Annotated in this window: 15 protein-coding genes; 12 read left to right on the forward strand and 3 right to left on the reverse strand. The window is 43.6% G+C overall.

Annotated features, from left to right (window positions below; all coding sequences use genetic code 11):
- Positions 1 to 8: 8 nt before the first annotated feature.
- From fmt to HMPREF9188_RS02935, 8 genes are all read left to right on the forward strand, one after another.
- Positions 9 to 944 (forward strand): methionyl-tRNA formyltransferase, encoded by a 936-nt coding sequence (gene fmt / locus HMPREF9188_RS02900; protein WP_009729848.1) that lies wholly within the window; start codon positions 9 to 11, stop codon positions 942 to 944.
- Complete coding sequence (gene rsmB / locus HMPREF9188_RS02905; protein ID WP_009729849.1) at positions 937 to 2,250, forward strand: 16S rRNA (cytosine(967)-C(5))-methyltransferase RsmB; 1,314 nt, start codon at positions 937 to 939, stop codon at positions 2,248 to 2,250. Before fmt ends, rsmB begins: the two co-directional genes overlap by 8 nt.
- Before the next feature lie 15 nt (positions 2,251 to 2,265).
- Positions 2,266 to 3,006: a Stp1/IreP family PP2C-type Ser/Thr phosphatase gene (locus tag HMPREF9188_RS02910; protein WP_000401533.1), complete on the forward strand. Its 741-nt coding sequence runs from the start codon at positions 2,266 to 2,268 to the stop codon at positions 3,004 to 3,006.
- Positions 3,003 to 4,892, forward strand: coding sequence for a Stk1 family PASTA domain-containing Ser/Thr kinase (pknB, locus tag HMPREF9188_RS02915; RefSeq protein WP_009729850.1), 1,890 nt, complete (start codon positions 3,003 to 3,005; stop codon positions 4,890 to 4,892). The genes HMPREF9188_RS02910 and pknB overlap by 4 nt, the downstream gene beginning before the upstream one ends.
- An 85-nt stretch (positions 4,893 to 4,977) precedes the next feature.
- Entirely contained in the window at positions 4,978 to 5,736 is a 759-nt protein-coding gene (locus HMPREF9188_RS02920; protein ID WP_000344546.1) for a threonine/serine exporter family protein, read from the forward strand.
- A gap of 1 nt (position 5,737) precedes the next feature.
- The gene (locus HMPREF9188_RS02925) at positions 5,738 to 6,193 is read left to right on the forward strand and encodes a threonine/serine exporter family protein (RefSeq protein WP_000176910.1); all 456 of its coding nucleotides are present in this window, start codon (positions 5,738 to 5,740) and stop codon (positions 6,191 to 6,193) included.
- A 118-nt stretch (positions 6,194 to 6,311) separates the two neighbouring features.
- Positions 6,312 to 7,484 (forward strand): hydroxymethylglutaryl-CoA synthase, encoded by a 1,173-nt coding sequence (locus HMPREF9188_RS02930; protein WP_009729851.1) that lies wholly within the window; start codon positions 6,312 to 6,314, stop codon positions 7,482 to 7,484.
- Complete coding sequence (locus HMPREF9188_RS02935) at positions 7,484 to 8,758, forward strand: hydroxymethylglutaryl-CoA reductase, degradative (protein WP_009729852.1); 1,275 nt, start codon at positions 7,484 to 7,486, stop codon at positions 8,756 to 8,758. The genes HMPREF9188_RS02930 and HMPREF9188_RS02935 overlap by 1 nt, the downstream gene beginning before the upstream one ends.
- Before the next feature lie 188 nt (positions 8,759 to 8,946).
- On the opposite strand, the gene HMPREF9188_RS02940 is transcribed toward HMPREF9188_RS02935, so the two are convergent.
- Both HMPREF9188_RS02940 and HMPREF9188_RS02945 read right to left on the reverse strand, forming a co-directional pair.
- Positions 8,947 to 9,912 (reverse strand): LacI family DNA-binding transcriptional regulator, encoded by a 966-nt coding sequence (locus HMPREF9188_RS02940; RefSeq protein WP_009729853.1) that lies wholly within the window; start codon positions 9,910 to 9,912, stop codon positions 8,947 to 8,949.
- A complete protein-coding gene (locus HMPREF9188_RS02945) occupies positions 9,893 to 11,347 on the reverse strand; it encodes a sucrose-6-phosphate hydrolase (RefSeq protein ID WP_009729854.1) in 1,455 nt (484 codons plus the stop codon). The genes HMPREF9188_RS02940 and HMPREF9188_RS02945 overlap by 20 nt, the downstream gene beginning before the upstream one ends.
- Before the next feature lie 376 nt (positions 11,348 to 11,723).
- Between HMPREF9188_RS02945 and HMPREF9188_RS02950 the strand changes: the two genes are divergently transcribed.
- Both HMPREF9188_RS02950 and scrK read left to right on the forward strand, forming a co-directional pair.
- Positions 11,724 to 13,661, forward strand: a complete 1,938-nt coding sequence (locus tag HMPREF9188_RS02950; RefSeq protein ID WP_009729855.1) for a sucrose-specific PTS transporter subunit IIBC — start codon at positions 11,724 to 11,726, stop codon at positions 13,659 to 13,661.
- A gap of 158 nt (positions 13,662 to 13,819) precedes the next feature.
- The gene (gene scrK / locus HMPREF9188_RS02955; protein WP_009729856.1) at positions 13,820 to 14,707 is read left to right on the forward strand and encodes a fructokinase ScrK; all 888 of its coding nucleotides are present in this window, start codon (positions 13,820 to 13,822) and stop codon (positions 14,705 to 14,707) included.
- 278 nt (positions 14,708 to 14,985) lie between these two features.
- Here scrK and HMPREF9188_RS02960 read toward each other — a convergent pair whose 3' ends face one another.
- The gene (locus HMPREF9188_RS02960) at positions 14,986 to 15,603 is read right to left on the reverse strand and encodes a TVP38/TMEM64 family protein (RefSeq protein ID WP_009729857.1); all 618 of its coding nucleotides are present in this window, start codon (positions 15,601 to 15,603) and stop codon (positions 14,986 to 14,988) included.
- 135 nt (positions 15,604 to 15,738) lie between these two features.
- On the opposite strand from HMPREF9188_RS02960, the gene HMPREF9188_RS02965 reads away from it, so the two are divergent.
- Positions 15,739 to 18,372, forward strand: a complete 2,634-nt coding sequence (locus HMPREF9188_RS02965) for a DEAD/DEAH box helicase family protein (protein ID WP_033588961.1) — start codon at positions 15,739 to 15,741, stop codon at positions 18,370 to 18,372.
- A gap of 428 nt (positions 18,373 to 18,800) precedes the next feature.
- The gene (locus tag HMPREF9188_RS10475) at positions 18,801 to 19,562 is read left to right on the forward strand and encodes a DUF6261 family protein (protein WP_009729859.1); all 762 of its coding nucleotides are present in this window, start codon (positions 18,801 to 18,803) and stop codon (positions 19,560 to 19,562) included.
- Positions 19,563 to 19,599: the final 37 nt, after the last annotated feature.

Genomic DNA, 19,599 nt, shown 5'->3' on the forward strand with positions numbered 1-19,599 from the left:
GAGAAGAAATGACAAAACTAATCTTTATGGGGACCCCTGATTTTTCAGCGACAGTTTTGAAGGGTTTGTTATCAGATGATCGTTACGAGATTCTAGCAGTTGTGACCCAGCCAGACCGTGCTGTCGGCCGTAAAAAAGTGATCCAAGAAACCCCAGTCAAGCGGGTTGCTAAAGAAGCAGGTCTTCCTATCTACCAACCAGAAAAATTATCTGGAAGTCCAGATCTGGAAGCGATTATGAATTTAGGAGCGGATGGGATTGTGACCGCTGCTTTTGGGCAGTTTCTCCCAAGCAAACTTCTTGATAGCATGAATTTTGCGGTCAACGTTCACGCATCCCTCCTTCCCAAACACCGTGGTGGCGCTCCTATTCATTATGCCTTGATTCAAGGGGATGAGGAAGCTGGTGTGACTATCATGGAAATGGTTAAAGAAATGGATGCAGGTGATATGATTTCCCGTCGCAGTATTCCCATCACAGATGAGGACAATGTCGGCACCTTGTTTGAAAAATTAGCGATTGTTGGTCGGGACTTGCTTTTGGATACGCTACCTGGCTACTTAGCAGGAGAAATCCAACCTGAACCACAAGATCCTAGTCAAGTCACTTTCTCGCCAAATATTAAGCCAGAAGAAGAGAAACTCGATTGGACTAAAACCAATCGCCAACTCTTCAACCAAATCCGTGGGATGAATCCATGGCCTGTTGCTCATACTTTTCTCAAAGGCGACCGCTTTAAGATCTATGAAGCCCTACCAGTAGAAGGTCAGGGAAATCCAGGTGAGATCCTCTCTATTGGCAAGAAAGAATTGATCGTCGCAACGGCCGAAGGAGCTCTATCTCTCAAGCAAGTGCAGCCAGCTGGTAAACCTAAGATGGACATTGCTTCCTTCCTCAACGGAGTTGGACGGACATTGACTGTAGGAGAACGATTTGGTGACTAAAGTAGAAACGGCTAGAAGTCTAGCTCTAACAGTGTTAGAGGATGTTTTTGTCAACCAAGCCTACTCAAATATTGCCTTAAACAAACACCTCAAGGGCAGTCAACTCTCAGCAGCAGACAAGGGTTTGGTGACAGAGATTGTTTACGGAACGGTAGCCCGCAAACTCACCTTAGAATGGTATTTGTCCCACTTTATCCAAGACCGAGACAAGCTAGATAACTGGCTCTATATCCTACTCCTTATGAGCGCCTATCAAGTCCGTTATCTGGATAAGGTGCCTGACCATGCTGTAGTCAATGAAGCAGTGGAACTAGCCAAAGCCCGTAAAAAAGGCAGTGAAAAATTGGTCAACGCTGTCCTTCGTCGTATTTTGCGAGAAGGCTGGCCGGATATTGCCAGTATTAAGCGAAAAAATAAGCGTGATTCCATTGCCTATTCTCTCCCAGTTTGGCTAGTATCTAAGCTCAAGGAAGAATACGGCGAAGAGCGAGCCCAAGCTATTTTTGAAAGCCTATTGGTGCGCAACAAAGCCAGCATTAGAGTGACTGACTTGAGCCGAAAAGAGGAAATCAAGGCCGTGTTAAAGGCGAGTGATTCACCTTTGGCCGCTTCTGGTTTGGTCAAGGAGCAAGGCCACTTTGCAGGACATGATTTGTTCGCAGAAGGGGCCATAACCATCCAAGATGAGTCCAGTCAACTGGTTGCTCCCACTCTTGATTTACAAGGCCATGAACAGGTCCTAGATGCCTGTGCCGCTCCGGGTGGGAAAACAGCCCATATGGCCTCTTACCTCACATCTGGTAAGGTGACAGCTTTGGACTTGTATGACCATAAGTTGGACTTAATCCAAGAAAATGCCCAACGTCTGAGTGTGGCAGATCGAGTGCAAACGCAAAAATTGGATGCCAGAAAAGTGCATGAGTTTTTCGGTCGGGACTCTTTTGATAAGATTTTGGTAGATGCTCCCTGTTCTGGTATTGGGCTCTTACGTCGCAAACCAGACATCAAATACAATAAAGAAACAGCAGATTTCACGTTCCTACAGGAAATTCAGCTGGAAATATTAGGTAGTGTTTGTCAAACACTACGAAAAGGTGGTATAATAACGTATAGTACCTGTACTATTGTCTCTGAGGAGAACTTTCAAGTCGTTGAGGCATTTTTAGAAAGTCATCCCGAGTTTGAGCAGGTTAAACTAGAACACGAATGTAAAGATATCCTGAAAGATGGCTGCATCCTGATTACTCCTGAATTGTATGGAAGTGATGGATTCTTTATTAGCCAATTTCGCAAGATATCAGAATAGGAAGGAACTGACACAATGGAAATAGCATTATTAACAGATGTTGGTCAGAAACGTACAAATAATCAGGACTATGTCAATCACTTTGTCAACCGAGCAGGACGCACTATGATCATCTTGGCTGACGGGATGGGAGGACACCGTGCAGGAAATATCGCTAGTGAGATGGCAGTCACAGACCTCGGTGTGGATTGGGTGGATACCCAAATTAACTCAGTCAATGAAGTTCGTGAGTGGTTTGCCCACTACCTGGAGATTGAAAATCAAAAAATTCATCAACTAGGTCAGGACGAAGCCTACAGAGGCATGGGGACAACGCTAGAAGCTGTTGCGTTTATTGACAACCAAGCCATCTATGCTCACATTGGAGATTCTCGTATCGGTTTGATTCGTGGAGAAGAATACCACCAGTTGACGAGTGACCATTCCTTGGTTAATGAATTGCTCAAGGCTGGTCAATTGACTCCAGAAGAGGCAGAAACTCACCCTCAAAAGAATATCATCACACAGTCTATTGGACAAAAAGATGAAATCCAGCCTGATTTTGGGATGATTACACTGGAGTCAGGAGATTATCTCTTGCTCAATAGTGACGGTTTGACCAATATGATTTCGGCAAGCGAGATTTATGATATCGTAACCAGCGATATTTCTCTAGCAGATAAGGCAGCAACCCTCATTCGTTTCGCTAACAATGCAGGAGGTTTAGACAACATTACGGTTGCCCTTGTTTACATGAACGAGGAGGCGGCAGAATGATCCAAATCGGCAAGATTTTTGCCGGGCGGTATCGGATTGTCAAGCAGATTGGTCGAGGAGGCATGGCAGATGTTTACTTGGCCAAGGATTTGATCCTAGATGGGGAAGAGGTGGCAGTTAAGGTCCTGAGGACCAACTACCAGACGGACCCGATTGCTGTGGCACGTTTCCAGCGGGAAGCGAGGGCTATGGCGGATCTGGACCATCCTCATATCGTTCGGATAACAGATATCGGTGAGGAAGATGGCCAACAGTACCTAGCTATGGAATACGTAGCAGGACTTGACCTCAAGCGTTATATCAAAGAACACTATCCTCTTTCAAATGAAGAAGCGGTTCGGATTATGGGACAGATTCTTTTGGCTATGCGTTTAGCTCATGCTAGAGGAATTGTTCACCGAGATTTGAAACCTCAAAATATCCTCTTGACACCAGATGGAACTGCTAAAGTTACTGACTTTGGGATTGCAGTGGCCTTTGCAGAGACGAGTCTGACCCAGACCAACTCGATGCTGGGTTCGGTTCATTATTTGTCACCTGAGCAAGCGCGTGGTTCTAAAGCGACTTTCCAGAGCGATATCTATGCGATGGGGATTATCTTCTATGAGATGCTGACGGGACATATCCCTTATGATGGAGATAGCGCGGTTACGATTGCCCTCCAGCATTTCCAGAAGCCACTTCCGTCCGTCATTGCTGAAAACCCATCTGTCCCTCAGGCTTTGGAAAATGTTGTCATCAAGGCAACTGCTAAGAAATTGTCTGATCGCTATCAGTCTGTTTCAGAAATGTATATGGACTTGTCAACTAGCTTGTCTTATAATCGTCGAAATGAACCGAAACTGGTCTTTGACGATGCGAGTAAGGCAGACACTAAGACTTTACCTAAAGTTCCACAAAGTACACTGACCTCGATTCCTAAAGCTCCGGCGCAAGAAGAACGCCCTCAGCCAAAGAAACCAACTCAACCAGTGGCAGAGCCGGCTCCAGCGCCAAAGCCAGCCAAGAAACGGAAGTTTAAGGCTCGCTATATGATTCTTTTGGCCAGTCTTCTATTGGTTGCAGCCTCTTTGGTCTGGATTTTATCAAGAACACCAGCAACGATTCCTATTCCTGACGTGGCTGGACAAACCGTTGCAGAGGCTAAGGAAGCTCTTAAAAAATCCAAGTTTGAAGCTGGTGAAGAAAAGTCAGAGGCCAGCGATACCGTAGCAGAAGGACGTGTTATTCGAACGGATCCAGAAGCTGGTAGCGGCCGAAAAGAAGGAACCAAGGTCAATTTGATTGTTTCTTCTGGTAAGCAATCCTTCCAATTGAGCAATTACGTCGGACGCAAGTATACGGATGTCGTAGCCGAACTCAAGGAGAAGAAGGTTCCTGAAAATCTAATCAAGATGGAAGAGGAAGAATCCAGCGAAAGCAAACCTGGAACCATTCTCAGACAAAGTCCTGCGGCAGGTACGACTTATGATCTTTCAAAAGCCAGCACAATTACTTTAACGGTTGCTAAGAAAGTAACAAGCGTTTCTATGCCAAGTTATATTGGTTCAAGTCTCGAATTTACAAAGAATAATTTGACTCAGATTGTCGGTGTAAAAGAGGCCAATATTGAGGTTGTCGAGGTTTCGACTGCTCCTGAGGGGACAGCAGAAGGTACAGTTGTAGATCAAACACCAAAAGCGGGTGAAGAGGTTGACCTTGCTAGTACGCGTATCAAACTTTCCATCTACAAACCGAAAACACCACCATCAACTTCATCTTCTAGTTCTGCACAACGTGGGAACCAAGGTTCTTCTACAACTCCAAACCAGGGGAACCAACAAGGAAACACTCCTTCAACTAGTCAATCAAATAGTGAAGGAACACGTGAAAGTTCTCGAGATTAAACGAATCTTTGTCATGATTTCATGACAAAGATTTTTTTTCATTGATTTTTGTGATAAAATATAGGAAGCAGAAAAGGAGGAGAAAATGGACGAATCAAGAGAGTTGAATGCCGTTATTGATGTCATTATGTTAGCTGGAACCATTCTCTTAAAAAGCGGTTCGGAGATTTATCGGGTTGAGGACACCATGATCCGTATCGCTCATTCACAGGGAATAGTGGATTGCAACGTTCTTGCCATGCCAGCAGCTATTTTCTTTTCTATTGAGAATACCAATATTTCTCGTATGAAACGGGTAACTTCTTCCTCCTACAACATCGAAAAAGTCTGCGATGTCAACCAAGTATCACGGGAGCTTGTCGGAGGGCAGATCGATCTCTCTACGGCTTTTGAAAGGCTAAAGGAAATCAGAAATCAAGCTCTTCCTTATACCAAGTTCCAAGTGACTATTGCAGCAACTCTCAGTGCCCCTTTTTTCTCGATTATGTTCGGGGGGAATACCTATGATGCTTTTGGTGCAGCCATTGCGACCTTGCTTGGTTTTGCTTTTTCTCTCTATGTAGAGAAGTTTGTCCGCATTCCTTTTGTAACCGCCTTTGCGGGTGCCTTTGTTTTTGGCTTGATTGCCCAGTTCTGGGCCCGCTATACAGGATTTCCTTCGACGGCAGACTTGATCATAGCGGGAGCCGTCATGCCTTTTGTTCCAGGGATTGCTCTGACAAATGCAGTTCGGGATATCATGACCAACCATATCAACTCTGGTATGAGCAAGATGTTTGAATCCTTGCTCATTACCCTCGCTTTAGGGGCCGGCACCTCCGTCGCCCTGGTTTTGATGACATAAGATGACTCTAACAAGTATTTTACTCCAAGCAGTGGCGAGTTTACTCGCCATTATCACCTTTCTAATCGTACTAAATGTTCAGCGCTCCATGCTCCTACCTGGTGGTGTTCTGGGAATGGGTGTCTGGCTCCTCTACCTCGTGCTCAAAGAACCAACCAATGTTATTGTTGCGACCTTTATTGCAGCGGTGGTTGGTTCTTGTATCAGCCAAATTTTAAGTATTGTCTATAAGACGCCAGCAGTGGTCTTTGTCTTGGCCATTCTTGCCCCCTTGGTGCCCGGTTATCTATCCTATCGAACGACAGCCTTCTTTGTGACAGGCGATTACAGTCATGCCCTTACCAGTGCAACACTAGTAGTTATGTTGGCTCTGGTCATTTCCATCGGGATGGCCAGTGGAACAGTGATTCTGAAGCTTTATTACTATATCCGAAAACAGCGAGGCATATCCTCCTAATGCTGTCAAAGCAAAGACTTGATTTGTTGAATCAGGTCTTTTTTCTCTCATTTGTTCCTATTTGTGATAAAATAGAATAGAACGATTTTTTACAATGAATGAAAAAACAGAGGTAAATATGACAATCGGTATTGATAAGATTGGTTTTGCGACCAGTCAATATGTCTTGAAATTACAAGACCTGGCAGAAGCAAGAGGAGTTGACCCCGAAAAATTTAGCAAGGGACTCTTGTTAAACGAAATTAGCATTGCACCATTGACTGAGGATGTTGTCACCTTAGCTGCCAGTGCAAGCAACTCTATCCTCACAGATAAAGAAAAAGAAGAAATCGATATGGTCATCGTGGCGACCGAGTCAGGAATTGACCAGAGTAAGGCAGCAGCGGTCTTTGTTCACGGTCTATTAGGTATCCAGCCGTTCGCTCGCAGTTTTGAAATCAAAGAAGCTTGTTACGGAGCAACAGCTGCCCTCCATTATGCCAAGTTGCATGTGGAAAATTCTCCAAAGTCCAAGGTCTTGGTCATCGCTAGCGATATTGCCAAGTATGGTGTAGCGGCTCCAGGTGAACCAACTCAGGGAGCTGGGAGTGTGGCGATGTTGATTACGCAAAATCCGCGTACCATGGCCTTTAACAATGATAATGTTGCCCAAACGCGTGATATTATGGATTTCTGGCGCCCAAACTATTCAACCACTCCTTATGTAAACGGCTTATACTCAACTCAGCAATATCTTGACAGTCTTACGACGACTTGGGATGAATACAAGAAACGTTATGATTGGACTATGAATGATTTTTCGGCCATCTGCTTCCACTTACCTTATCCTAAGTTGGCCCTAAAAGGCTTGCGCAAGATGATGGATAAGACTTTGTCTCAGGAAAAAAAGGATAGTCTGCAAGAAAACTTTGATAAGTCCATTCTCTACAGTCAGATGATTGGGAATATCTACACAGGTTCCCTCTTCCTTGGGCTTCTCTCCCTTTTGGAAAATGCAGAAAATTTGAAGGCTGGAGATAAAATTGTCCTCTACAGTTACGGAAGTGGAGCGGTTTCAGAGTTCTTTAGTGGAGAACTGGTAGAAGGTTATGAAACTTACCTTGATAAGGATCGCTTGAGCAAACTCAAGCAACGTACAGCATTGTCTGTTGAAGACTATGAAAAAGTCTTCTTCGAAGAGGTAGAGTTGGATGAATCTGGTTCAGCCCAGTTTGCAGGTTTTGAAAATCAAGACTATGCCTTGGTTGAAATTCTCGACCACCAACGTCGTTATAGCAAGGTTGAAAAATAATGAAGAGAAGTTGGAATGGATTTTCTAAAAAGTCATACCATGAGCGCCTTGAGTTACTGAAAGCTCAGGCGCTCCTTAGTCCTGAAAAGCAAACCAGTCTGGAGCAGGATGAACAAATCAGCTTGGCAATTGCAGATCAGCTGAGTGAGAATGTAGTGGGAACTTTTTCTCTGCCTTATTCTATCATTCCAGAGCTTTTGGTGAACGGTCAGGACTACACAGTTCCCTATGTGACAGAAGAACCCTCAGTGGTTGCTGCGGCCAGCTATGCAAGTAAAATCATCAAGCGAGCAGGTGGCTTTACTGCTCAAGTACATGAGCGTCAGATGATTGGTCAGGTAGCCCTTTATCAAGTTGCTGATCCTGAACAAGCGCAAGAGAAGATTGCCAGCAAGAAGGCGGAGCTCTTGGAACTTGCCAATCAAGCCTATCCTTCTATCGTCAAACGTGGTGGCGGGGCGCGTGATTTGCATGTAGAGCAGATCAAAGGTGAAACAGACTTTCTCGTTGTTTATCTCCATGTCGATACTCAGGAAGCCATGGGAGCCAATATGCTCAACACCATGCTGGAAGCCTTGAAACCAGTCTTAGAAGAACTCAGTCAGGGACAGAGTCTTATGGGAATTTTGTCCAACTACGCGACCGATTCTCTGGTGACTGCAAGCTGTCGTATCGCCTTTCGCCATTTGAACCCTCAAAGGGACCAAGGACGAGAAATTGCGGAGAAAATAGCTTTGGCTAGCCAGTTTGCACAGGCTGATCCCTACCGAGCAGCTACTCACAATAAAGGGATTTTTAATGGTATTGATGCCATTTTGATTGCCACTGGTAATGACTGGCGTGCCATCGAAGCTGGGGCCCATGCCTTTGCCAGTCGAGATGGACGCTATCAAGGTCTTAGTCAATGGACGCTGGACATGGAAAGAGAAGAATTGGTCGGTGAGATGACCCTACCCATGCCGGTAGCGACCAAGGGTGGCTCTATCGGTCTCAATCCTCGTGTAGCCCTTAGTCATGAACTACTAGGAAATCCTTCTGCCAAAGAATTAGCTCAGATTATCGTGTCCATCGGCCTTGCCCAAAACTTTGCGGCCCTCAAAGCCTTGGTAAGTACGGGAATCCAGCAAGGTCACATGAAATTACAGGCCAAATCCCTAGCGCTCCTAGCAGGTGCTAGGGAGTCCGAAGTTGCTCCCCTCGTTGAGCGCCTCATCGCAGATAAAACCTTTAACTTAGAGACAGCCCAGCGTTATCTCGAAAACTTAAGATCATAAAAAACTCAGACAAATCAGTCTGAGTTTTCTTGTGCTTATAGTCAATGAAAATCAAAAAGAAAATTAGGAAGCTAGCTGCAGGCTGCTCAAAGCACTGCTTTGAGGTTGTAGATAAGACTGACGAAGTCAGTTACATATATCTACGGTAAGGCGACGCTGACGCGGTTTGAAGAGATTTGCGAAGAGTATTAAATACTTTTTCCTGGTAATAGGGTGACTGGTAAGAAATAACCAGTTGTCGCGACTTCCTTACCTTCAATCTTCTGCAAGAGGAGATCAACAGTGAGGTGGGCAATCTCTTTCATAGGTTGCTTAATCGTTGTCAAATGAGGATAGTAGTTCTCGATAAAGTAGGTCCCATCATAGCCGATGACCTTGAGCCCTTCAGGAACAGAAATTCCCAGCTCCTGAGCGATTTTGATCACCAGAATAGCTGTCAAATCATCCGAAGCAAAAATCGCATCTGGTTTCTGATGGGTCAAGATATTCTTGATTTCCATTTCTTTTCTGACGGGAGAAAAGTCACTCGAAACATTGATAATAGGCGCTTTCGGGAGAACAGAGGCAAAGCCAGCATGGCGTAGTCCAGTTGGTGAATTAGAGTTGTCATTTCCTGTAATCATGATGATAGACTGGGCGCCTGTCTTAACCAGAGTTTGGGCTGCGAGGACCCCGCCACCGTAGTTATCAGAGGAGACGACAGGGATGTCTGGTGATAGGTTTCGGTCAAAGGAAATAATCGGTGCTGTCACACGATTGTAGTCTTCAATTCCCAAGTTGTGACTTCCAGAAATGATACCGTCTACCTGATTGGCTTCCAGCATTTCGATATACTCCCGTTCTTTTTCAGAGTCATGTTCGCTGTTACAGATGATGGTCTTGTAACCATTTTTGAAGAGTTGGTGTTCCAACTTGTCAATCAACTCCGCATAAAAGACATGACTGATGTTTGGAAAAATGAGTCCAATCAACTTGGCAGATTTTCCTTGGAGACTTCGAGCCAGATTGTTGGGCTTGTAGCCTAGCTCTCGCATGGCTTCATTAACCTTTTGAATGGTTTTCTCAGATAGATAACCCTTTTTATTGATGACCCGTGAGACAGTAGTGGGGCTGACGCCTGCAAGTTTTGCGACATCAGTTAGTTTTGCGACCATAATCTAATTCATAGTAAGTTCCAGTTGGGTTTCCAGACTTGATGAGGATCCCATTTTGGTCCGCATGTGGGAAGACACGACCAGAAAATACTTTTTCTCCTTTATTGATGAAAATTTCAAAGACTGACTTGTCGATGAAGATAGTAGCAGTAATAGCTTGGTTATTGACAGGGCAAGAACGAGTCGTCCCAAATTTTTGGGCGTACTGTTCACCAGCCTGACTACGATCCACTGTCACCTGTCCATTGACAAGGTCAAAGTTGATGGAAAGTCCCTTGCCTTCTTGATCAGCAAGTAAGATAATCTCGCTCTGGCTATTGGCCTCCAAGTTGAGCTCGAGTTCATAGGTGTTGTTGGTTTGAGTACGATTTGAGAAGACCTCTTCAGAAGAACGAAGTTCTTTGATAGCTGCGATAGGGTATTGGTAGAGTTTCCCATCTTTGATGGTCAGTTCCTTAACGAGTGAGAGGGCACCTTGATAATCAAATCGATCAGATGGGTAGGCTACATCTGGTAACCCAAGCCAACTTACTGCTAGTGCACGTCCGTCAGGAGCGTTGAAGGCTTGAGTTGCATAGGCTTCGAAACCATAGTCTAGATTATGAAGTTGAGACACATCTACCATTTTAGCGTTTTCAGGATCAAAGGAAACCCCGATTTTGTACATATTTGGAAAGATATTATCGTAGTCTAGAACTTTTTTATCCAATCCTTGTGGACAGTAGAGAAGGACAGGTTGCTCCCCTACAAAGACCAGATTTGGGCATTCCATCATGTAGGCAGTGCGATCGTTAGCGAAGTCAAGGTCGCCAACTGCTTGCCAGTTTGTGTAGTCGTTGTCAACAGCCTTGTAGAGACGGACGAAGCCTTTTTTCTCCAAGTCCTGTCCACCGACGATAGCATAGTATTGACCTTTGAAGTTAAAAATTTGCGGGTCGCGGAAGTGGTCAGTAGAGTCAGATGGTTGGCCAATCAAGATTTTGTCAATTTTCGTAATCTTACCATCTTTATCCATCAAAGCACCAATCTGGTATGGGTGACGAATCCAGTTTTCATCACGGACATTTCCTGTATAAAATAGGAACAAGTTATCGCCAAACTGCATGGCAGAACCAGAGTAGGCACCGTGACTATCCAATGGAGTATCTGGCAAAATTTTGACTCCAGTTTCTGTGAAGTGCACTAAATCATCACTTTCTAGCTGTGCCCAAGATTTCAAACCGTGTGCTGCACCAAAAGGAAAATTCTGGTAAAAGAGGACCCACTTGCCATCAAAGTAAGAAAAGCCATTTGGGTCGTTGAGAAGTCCTGTTTTTGGCTCAACATGGTAATGAGTATGCCAGGGAGATTGTGCCATCTTTTCCTTTATATGTTGAATTTCTTCTTGCGTCCAATCTTCATAGGGTCTATAACGACGCTCGGTTGTCCATTCCATTTTATCTTTCCTCCATAAGTTCTATTCTATTATTAATAGTAAACGTTTTCGGCAAAAAAAGCAAGTCTTTTATGTTAAAAAAAAGAAAAAAATGTCAAACGATTGCCAGAAATCAAACAAAGGGAATCTGGTAAATTTTCACGAAAAAATGAAAGGAAATGTAAATAAAAGCCTTGATTCCTCAAATATAAAGATATTTTTTTGAGGAAAAAGAAAATTTCCTCAAAAACGAGCAAAAATAATCAGAGAAAAAATAAAGGAAATAAAAAGTTCTGCAAAACGCTTGACATATTTTAGAAACGTGATAAAATAATAGTCGTAGGGCGAATAAAATCGCTTTCAAACAAGAACAAAATTTTATAAGGAGATTTTTGCTATGGATTATAGTAAAGTTGCTGCCGAGGTCATTGAGGCTGTCGGCAAAGAGAATCTTGTAGCTGCAGCACATTGTGCGACCCGCCTTCGTCTGGTATTAAAAGATGAAACAAAAGTAAACCAAGCAGCTTTAGATAACAATGCTGATGTTAAAGGTACATTTAGCACAAACGGACAATACCAAATTATTATTGGTCCCGGAGACGTTAACTTTGTATATGCAGAAATCATCAAAAAAACAGGTTTGAAAGAAGCTTCCACAGATGATTTAAAAGAGATTGTGAATAAAGACAAAAAATTTAATCCATTGATGGATTTGATTAAGCTTTTGTCAGACATCTTTGTTCCAATCATTCCTGCATTGGTTGCGGGTGGTCTTTTGATGGCATTACGTAACTTCTTGACATCACCAGACTTATTTGGACCTCAATCTATTGAAGACATGTACCCTGCTATCAAAGGGATCTCAGCGATGATTCAATTGATGTCTGCTGCCCCATTTATGTTCTTACCTGTTTTAGTAGGGATTTCAGCGGCTAAACGTTTTGGGGCAAACCAATTTCTTGGTGCGGCTATCGGTATGATTATGACCACACCAGATTTGGGTGGTAAAGAAGCTTTTTGGGATATTTTAGGTTACCATGTTACACAAACAAACTACGCTTACCAAGTAATCCCAGTCCTTGTAGCTGTCTGGTTGTTGGCAACTTTAGAAAAATTCTTCCACAAGAAATTGCCTTCTGCGGTTGACTTCACCTTTACTCCGCTTTTATCAGTTATGATTACAGGATTCCTAACTTTTACAGTTATTGGTCCTGTGATGTTGGTGGTTTCTGATGCGATTACTAATGTTATTGTATGGCTATACAATACTACAGGTGCATTTGGTATGGGGCTCTTTGGTGGAACATACTCATTGATTGTTATGACGGGGCTTCACCAATCATTCCCTGCTATTGAGACTCAGTTATTATCGGCATACAATAATAACGGTACTGGATTTGGTGACTACATCTTTGTTGTTGCTTCAATGGCAAACGTGGCGCAAGGTGCAGCCACTCTCGCAATCTACTTCTTGACTAAAAATGCTAAAACTAAAGGATTGTCAAGTTCTGCGGCTGTCTCTGCTTTCCTTGGGATTACTGAGCCTGCCCTATTTGGGGTGAACTTGAAATATAAATTCCCATTCTTCTGTGCTCTTGCTGGTTCAGCAGTTGGTGCCTTTGTGGCAGGTTTGACCCATGTCATTGCAGTTTCTTTGGGAGCAGCTGGATTTATCGGATTCCTATCTATTAAAGCAGGTTCAATCCCTATGTATGTAGTTGCAGAAGTGATTTCATTTGTTGCAGCCTTTGCTTTAACTTATTTCTATGGTAAAACAAAAGCGGCAGGTGTCTTTGCTGATGAGGTTGCAGCAGCAACTGCAGAAACAGTTACTGAAACTACAGTAGAAGCACCAGTAGTGGAAGAGTTTGATACTCTTCAAAATGAAACAATCCAAACTCCTATCGTTGGTGATGTTGTTGCTCTTGAGAATGTTAACGACCCAGTCTTTTCAAGTGGTGCAATGGGACAAGGGATCGCTGTAAAACCAAGCCAAGGTGTGGTTTACGCACCAGCTGATGCAGAAGTATCAATCGCCTTTGCAACAGGACATGCTTATGGTTTGAAAACTGAAAATGGTGCTGAAATTCTTATCCACGTTGGTATTGATACAGTGTCTATGGATGGCGAAGGATTTGAACAAAAGGTTGCTCAAGGCGACAAGGTCAAAGCTGGTGACGTTCTTGGAACCTTTGACTCAAATAAAATCGCTGCAGCAGGTCTTGACGACACAACAATGGTTATCGTAACCAACACATCAGACTACGCTTCTGTGACACCAGTCGCAAGCGGTTCAGTTGTCAAGGGTGATGCTATCATTGAAGTGAAAGCCTAGTCCTCTTTGAAAATCAAATCTAAAAACAAAACGAACAAATATCATGTTTGTTCGTTTTTACTTGGATGGTAAGATTTACAGAGGAAAATCTAAAATATTGAGAAATCTAGCCCTTTAAAATGTGCTATAATAGAGAAAATAAAGATAAGAGGTTTATCATGACAAAATTATATGGAAGCTTAGAAGCGGGCGGTACAAAGTTCGTCTGTGCTGTCGGAGATGAAAATTTTAACATTGTAGAAAAAACACAATTTCCTACAACAACTCCTATCGAGACCATCGATAAAACCATCGAGTTCTTTTCAAAATTCGATAATCTTGCAGGTCTTGCCATCGGTTCCTTCGGTCCTATCGATATCGACAAAAACTCAAAAACCTATGGCTTTATCACAACGACTCCAAAACCTCACTGGGCAAATGTAGACCTACTTGGTGCCCTTCGTCGTGCCCTAAATGTACCCATGTATTTCACAACAGACGTAAACAGCTCTGCCTATGGTGAAGTGGTTGCTCGTAACAATGCTGGTGGCCGTATCGAAAACTTGGTTTACTACACGATTGGTACAGGTATCGGTGCAGGTGTTATCCAACGTGGTGAGTTTATCGGAGGTGTAGGTCACCCTGAGATGGGGCACTACTATGTGGCCAAACACCCAATGGATGTAGAAAAAGAATTTAACGGTGTTTGCCCTTTCCACAAGGGCTGTTTGGAAGGCTTTGCGGCCGGTCCAAGTCTCGAAGCCCGTACAGGTGTTCGTGGTGAAAACATCGAACTCAACAGTTCTGTCTGGGATGTTCAAGCCTACTACATCGCTCAGGCTGCGGTCAATGCTACAGTGACTTTCCGTCCAGATGTAATCGTTTTTGGTGGTGGAGTCATGGCCCAACAACACATGCTGGACCGTGTTCGTGAGAAATTCACTGCTCTTCTCAACGGCTACTTACCAGTACCAGACGTGCGTGACTACATCGTCACTCCAGCAGTTGCTGGAAATGGTTCTGCCACACTTGGGAACTTTGTCCTTGCTAAGAGTGTCGCAAAATAAAACAAAGAAAACATCCGCTTGGGCAACCAAACGGATGTTTTCTTTGAAGGCAATTTTTTTGAGCCTTTCCTTAAGTGATTACGGACGGTAGCGACTTTCTTCGAAATTCCATACCTAAACTTTGAGCCTAATGTCTCAAAGTTCCCGAACACCTGAAACCATTAGATTTCAGGTGTTTTTATCACGACGGAAAGGCTGGGTAAGTCCTCAATTCACTATCGAAAAATAGGCATGATTTCCATACTAAAGTATATTTAGTATCAGGCTATTTTCTATTCTCAAAACATCTGCCAGAAGAAATCAATAATATAGGTCAAACCATAAGTATAAACTACTAGGGTAAAGGGCTTGGTCAGAATGATGATAATCATATAGCGCTTGAAGGTCATCTTGGTCAGGGCTGCCAGCATACAGAGAAAGTCAGCTGGGCTAACTGGCCAGATCATCATAAAGATAAAGAAACGATCGAAGCGATTGCCCTTATCAAGCCAGCCGATGTATTTATCATAGGTGCGCTTGCTGACGACGGACTGGACAAAGGCAGCTCCATAGAGTCGCACCAGATAAAAAATAATGGCACAGCCAATCACGATGCCGATATAGTTATAGATAGTTCCGATGATGTGGCCGTAAATAAAGACCCCAGCCACTGAGGTCAAAGCTCCCGGAATAATCGGAACAACAGTTTGTAGGATTTGTAAAAAGATAAAGAGTGGTGGCCCCCAAAGCCCAGCTTGCTGAATAAAGTCTGATAGGGTTTCCTTTGACTGTAAAACACCCGCCTGATAGGCCCAAATGCAGAAAATCAAGGTGCCGACTCCCCCGACGATAGATGAGATATTGATGACTTGCTGTAGAAGGGGAGAAACAGCTTTCATTTGCTTATGCTGTGACATAGAAACTCCTTATAGATAGTATGGTTCTACTATACCATATTTTTCTTATAAAGACTAATTTGATTCCTTATCTTGCTTTTTATATAAGTGTGGTACAATTAAAGGAGTAAGTCAAGAGATATAATGGTGAAAGAAATGTTAGATTTAAAATTTAAAGGAAGATGGAGAAAGTACCAAAAGGAAGTCTTAGATCGTTTTCAGAACTATCAAACAGATGGCCATGTTCACCTAGTGGCGGCACCAGGGTCTGGTAAGACCACCATTGGTATCGAGCTGATCGCTCGTTTTGGCAACCCAGCCCTTGTCTTGGTTCCGACTGTCACCATTCGAGAACAATGGGTGGATAGGATCCAAACAGCCTTTTTAGAGAACGAACAGAAGATTTCAGATCTCGTTTCCCAAAACTTAAAGGAGATGAAAGCATTAACGATTGTGACCTATCAGGCTTTTCATAGCGCCATGAACCAATTGCAATCACAAGAAGATGGAGAAGCAGAGGATTTTGTGGGGTTTGATTTGCTTGCAAGTCTAAGAGCTCAGAAAGTTGCTACTCTTTGCTTGGATGAATGCCACCACCTGCGCAATGAATGGTGGAAAAGTCTGGAAGCCTTTCGCAAGCAGTATGAACAGCTGCAAGTCATCTCCCTGACAGCGACACCACCTTATGACAGCGAGCCTGAACTCTGGGAACGCTATATCCGTATGTGTGGGGAAATTGACCAAGAAATTACGGTACCTGAACTAGTCAAGGAAGACACCCTCTGTCCTCATCAGGATTTTGTTTATATCTGTTCACCAACAGCTGAAGAGTCGGAACGACTCAAACAGTTTGAAGATAGAAAGTGGGAGTATATCCATCAGCTTTTGGTCAATCCTGACTTTCAAGCTCTAGTGTCAGGTTCAAAGGTATTCAAAGGAGACATTTCATCCGATGTTCTACTAGAAGACCCTAAGTACTTGTCGGCTATTTTGATCTATATGCATTCTCAAGGCTTGACCATTCCTGACTCTTTAGAGAATCTTTTGGGGGCGAAACGTCTGCCTCAGGTGAACTCCTACTGGCTCGAGCTGTTGTTGCAGAGCGTTCTCTATCAAACTCCAGATTGGTACGAGGATTCAAATGGATTTAGGGAAAAGTTAGAATCGGAGTTAAAAGCACGGGGGTTGATCGAACAGCGACAGGTTTCTCTAGTCAAGTCCAAGTCTAGGGACAAGATTTTAAATCAGTCTTTGGGGAAATTGTCTGGTATTGCAGATATTTTTCTGACTGAGTATAAGAGTATGGGACAAGATTTGCGACAACTCGTCTTGGCGGATTATATTCGCAAGGATTTTGCCACCTATCTGGGAGATAATCAGGCAACCATTTCTCAGTTGGGGGTTCTCCCTTATTTTGAAAGCATTCGTCGCAAAGCTCAGGAGCAAGAGATAGCTGTATCTTTGGCTGTCTTGTCAGGGAGTATCGTTATTCTTCCCACCAATGTGGCAGCAGAGTTGAAGGAACTCTTGCCTCAGGTTCATCTTAGTTTTTCGTCTATTGGTCAGTTAGACCAAGAGGATTATGTGCTGGTGGGATTCCTTAGTACGGCTAAGGGTATTGTAGCGGCGGTGACGGAACTTTTCCAACGCGGTCGGATCCAAGTCCTAGTCGGAACCAAATCTCTCCTCGGAGAGGGTTGGGATGCTCCTTGTGTCAATTCCCTAATCCTCGGAAGCTTTGTGGGGAGCTTTATGCTGAGTAACCAGATGCGCGGGCGTGCCATTCGTATCTGGCCGGGACATCCAGAAAAGACCAGTAACATCTGGCATCTGGTAGCCGTTCAAGCGCAAGCGCTCATCACTCTTCCTGGTGAGGAGCCAAGACCAGAGAGCAATCAGGATCTGCAAACCTTGTCGCGACGGATGGAACATTTTCTTGGACTGGCCTATAATCAGGAGAGTATTGAGACCGGTTTGGATCGTTTGGATTTTCCAAAGCCCCCTTTTAAGAAAAAGCAAATCAGAGAGTATAACGAACGGATTAAGATGTTATCCAAGGATCGAGCAGGTTTGCGCAAAAAATGGTACGATTCTCTCGTAGTGGCAGATCAATTTGAGATTGTCACTGAAGTTGCGACTCAAAAACAGAAAATTCCAATCATGCTCCAGTTTGATGCATTAAAATGGGTACGCATGTCTTTGCTGCTGTTAGCAGTGGATTTATTGGTTTTGTTGTTTAGAATGAGACTGACTGGAGTTTGGTGGCTTACAGCAGCTTGTCTCCTCTTTTTGGCCTTTGCATCTTGGCGCTACCTCTGCTATAAGAGTCCCTATAAACGTTTGCAATCTCTGGGTGAGCAGATCCGAAAGGCTCTGCTAGATTCGGGGCATCTAACAGATGACCAATCTCGTGTTCAGGTAGAGGAGGATAAGGAAAATTATTTGGTTTTCGCCTATCTCAAGGGAGGTAGTATGAGAGATAAGGAATTGTTTGCGCAGACTGTGGGAGAATTCTTTGCTCCAGTGGACAACCAGCGCTATCTCTTGAAGACAGAGAAAGTCCGACAAGGTCAGTCACCTTACTATGTCGTGCCTAGTCTTTTTGACAAGCGCAAGGAAGATGCACAGAAATTCCTAAACTTTCTGATGCCTACTATCGGACGCTATCACCTCGTCTACACACGAACAGAGGCCGGACGGAAAATCCTTCTCGAAGCTCGTATCAAAGCTCTCTCTAACAAAAACGACCGTATCTTGACTAAGAAGAAGGTTAAAAGCCAGTTGGAGTAGGGTAGGTAGCTATTCGAAGTTTCGAAGATATGAATTTACTAAAGTTTATATGCATTCTAAACTTAGAATGACAAGAAATACATAAATTTATGAGCATTCTAAGCTTCGGATAGTCTATCTGAGAAAGTTTTGAGGTCTTCGAACTTTCGAATAGTCTGCTTTACTAAAATTTATATGTATTCTAAAGCTAGAAAAGTTAAAATCTAAAAATAGTAAGAGTCTCTATCTGACAGACGGGATATGTTTCCAGTCAGATAGGGATTTTTTGTTTTGGAAATAAAAGATTTGCCCTGAAAAGTACATTTTAGACGGAAATATTGACAGTTCAGAGGAAGGGGGACAAATCTTTTAAAGTAACTGTTAGAATGGATTTATAAATTTAAGGGAAAACTCCTTTTTGAAATAATGAAAAAAGAAAGGTTATCATCATGACAAAAATATTCACTATCCGTCCACTAAGCTATACCAACTTTACCAACCGCGAGTTTGAAAGTCTCATGGTTGACACAGGTCAACTACTAGAAGTCTTTGCCAAGGCACATAAGGACGAGCCTATGTATAGCAAGCACCTCGATTCCTTCAAGAGCAAGCTAGCAGACTTCCAAGGCCAACTCGCTATTGTAGAAAAGAAAGAGGCGACGAACCTGACCGAAGTCGATCGCGATCGTGACAGTGCCCTAGTCGGTTTCTTTACTCTTCATCGGGGATTTGCTAAGATCAAGGATACCAAACTCAAAGAAGCCCATGAGACCTTGAAACCAGTCTTTGCCAAGTACAAGGATATCACCAAGCATAGCAATGATGTGGAAACGGCAGAAATCAAGAGTCTGCTCAAAACCCTGAGTGAAGAACCTTACCAGACAGCAGTTACCAGTCTAGGACTGACACCTATGTTGACGGCAGTGATTAGTGCGCAGGAGGAGTATGATAAGGTGGAAAGTCAGGCGCGTGCGCATAAGTCTGCCAAGGAAGTTGGCAAGACCAGACAAGTCCGTACCGAACTAACCAGCATCTACGACCTCTTTATGCGCTATACCGCAGCCAGCGCAGAAGCCTATCCAGAAAAAGAGCACCTAACCAAACTCCTCAAGGACCTGAATACAATCCGAGATAGTAAGCGTCGATTGACTGGTTCAGGTAAGAAGGATAAGAAAGTGAAAGTAGAAGAGGCAGAACAAGTGGCAGGATAAAAACAAACGTCTTTAGATATATTATTATCTAAAGGCG

Origin of the sequence: Streptococcus sp. F0441, from assembly GCF_000314775.2 — a bacterium.
GTDB lineage: Bacteria > Bacillota > Bacilli > Lactobacillales > Streptococcaceae > Streptococcus.

What these genes read in the sequence shown, in the direction of transcription:
- fmt (WP_009729848.1), top strand. Translation starts at nt 9, where the DNA reads ATGACAAAACTAATCTTTATGGGGACCCCTGATTTTTCAGCGACAGTT.
- HMPREF9188_RS02910 (WP_000401533.1), top strand. Translation starts at nt 2,266, where the DNA reads ATGGAAATAGCATTATTAACAGATGTTGGTCAGAAACGTACAAATAAT.
- pknB (WP_009729850.1), top strand. Translation starts at nt 3,003, where the DNA reads ATGATCCAAATCGGCAAGATTTTTGCCGGGCGGTATCGGATTGTCAAG.
- HMPREF9188_RS02920 (WP_000344546.1), top strand. Translation starts at nt 4,978, where the DNA reads ATGGACGAATCAAGAGAGTTGAATGCCGTTATTGATGTCATTATGTTA.
- HMPREF9188_RS02925 (WP_000176910.1), top strand. Translation starts at nt 5,738, where the DNA reads ATGACTCTAACAAGTATTTTACTCCAAGCAGTGGCGAGTTTACTCGCC.
- HMPREF9188_RS02930 (WP_009729851.1), top strand. Translation starts at nt 6,312, where the DNA reads ATGACAATCGGTATTGATAAGATTGGTTTTGCGACCAGTCAATATGTC.
- HMPREF9188_RS02935 (WP_009729852.1), top strand. Translation starts at nt 7,484, where the DNA reads ATGAAGAGAAGTTGGAATGGATTTTCTAAAAAGTCATACCATGAGCGC.
- HMPREF9188_RS02940 (WP_009729853.1), bottom strand. Translation starts at nt 9,912, where the DNA reads ATGGTCGCAAAACTAACTGATGTCGCAAAACTTGCAGGCGTCAGCCCC.
- HMPREF9188_RS02945 (WP_009729854.1), bottom strand. Translation starts at nt 11,347, where the DNA reads ATGGAATGGACAACCGAGCGTCGTTATAGACCCTATGAAGATTGGACG.
- HMPREF9188_RS02950 (WP_009729855.1), top strand. Translation starts at nt 11,724, where the DNA reads ATGGATTATAGTAAAGTTGCTGCCGAGGTCATTGAGGCTGTCGGCAAA.
- scrK (WP_009729856.1), top strand. Translation starts at nt 13,820, where the DNA reads ATGACAAAATTATATGGAAGCTTAGAAGCGGGCGGTACAAAGTTCGTC.
- HMPREF9188_RS02960 (WP_009729857.1), bottom strand. Translation starts at nt 15,603, where the DNA reads ATGTCACAGCATAAGCAAATGAAAGCTGTTTCTCCCCTTCTACAGCAA.
- HMPREF9188_RS02965 (WP_033588961.1), top strand. Translation starts at nt 15,739, where the DNA reads ATGTTAGATTTAAAATTTAAAGGAAGATGGAGAAAGTACCAAAAGGAA.
- HMPREF9188_RS10475 (WP_009729859.1), top strand. Translation starts at nt 18,801, where the DNA reads ATGACAAAAATATTCACTATCCGTCCACTAAGCTATACCAACTTTACC.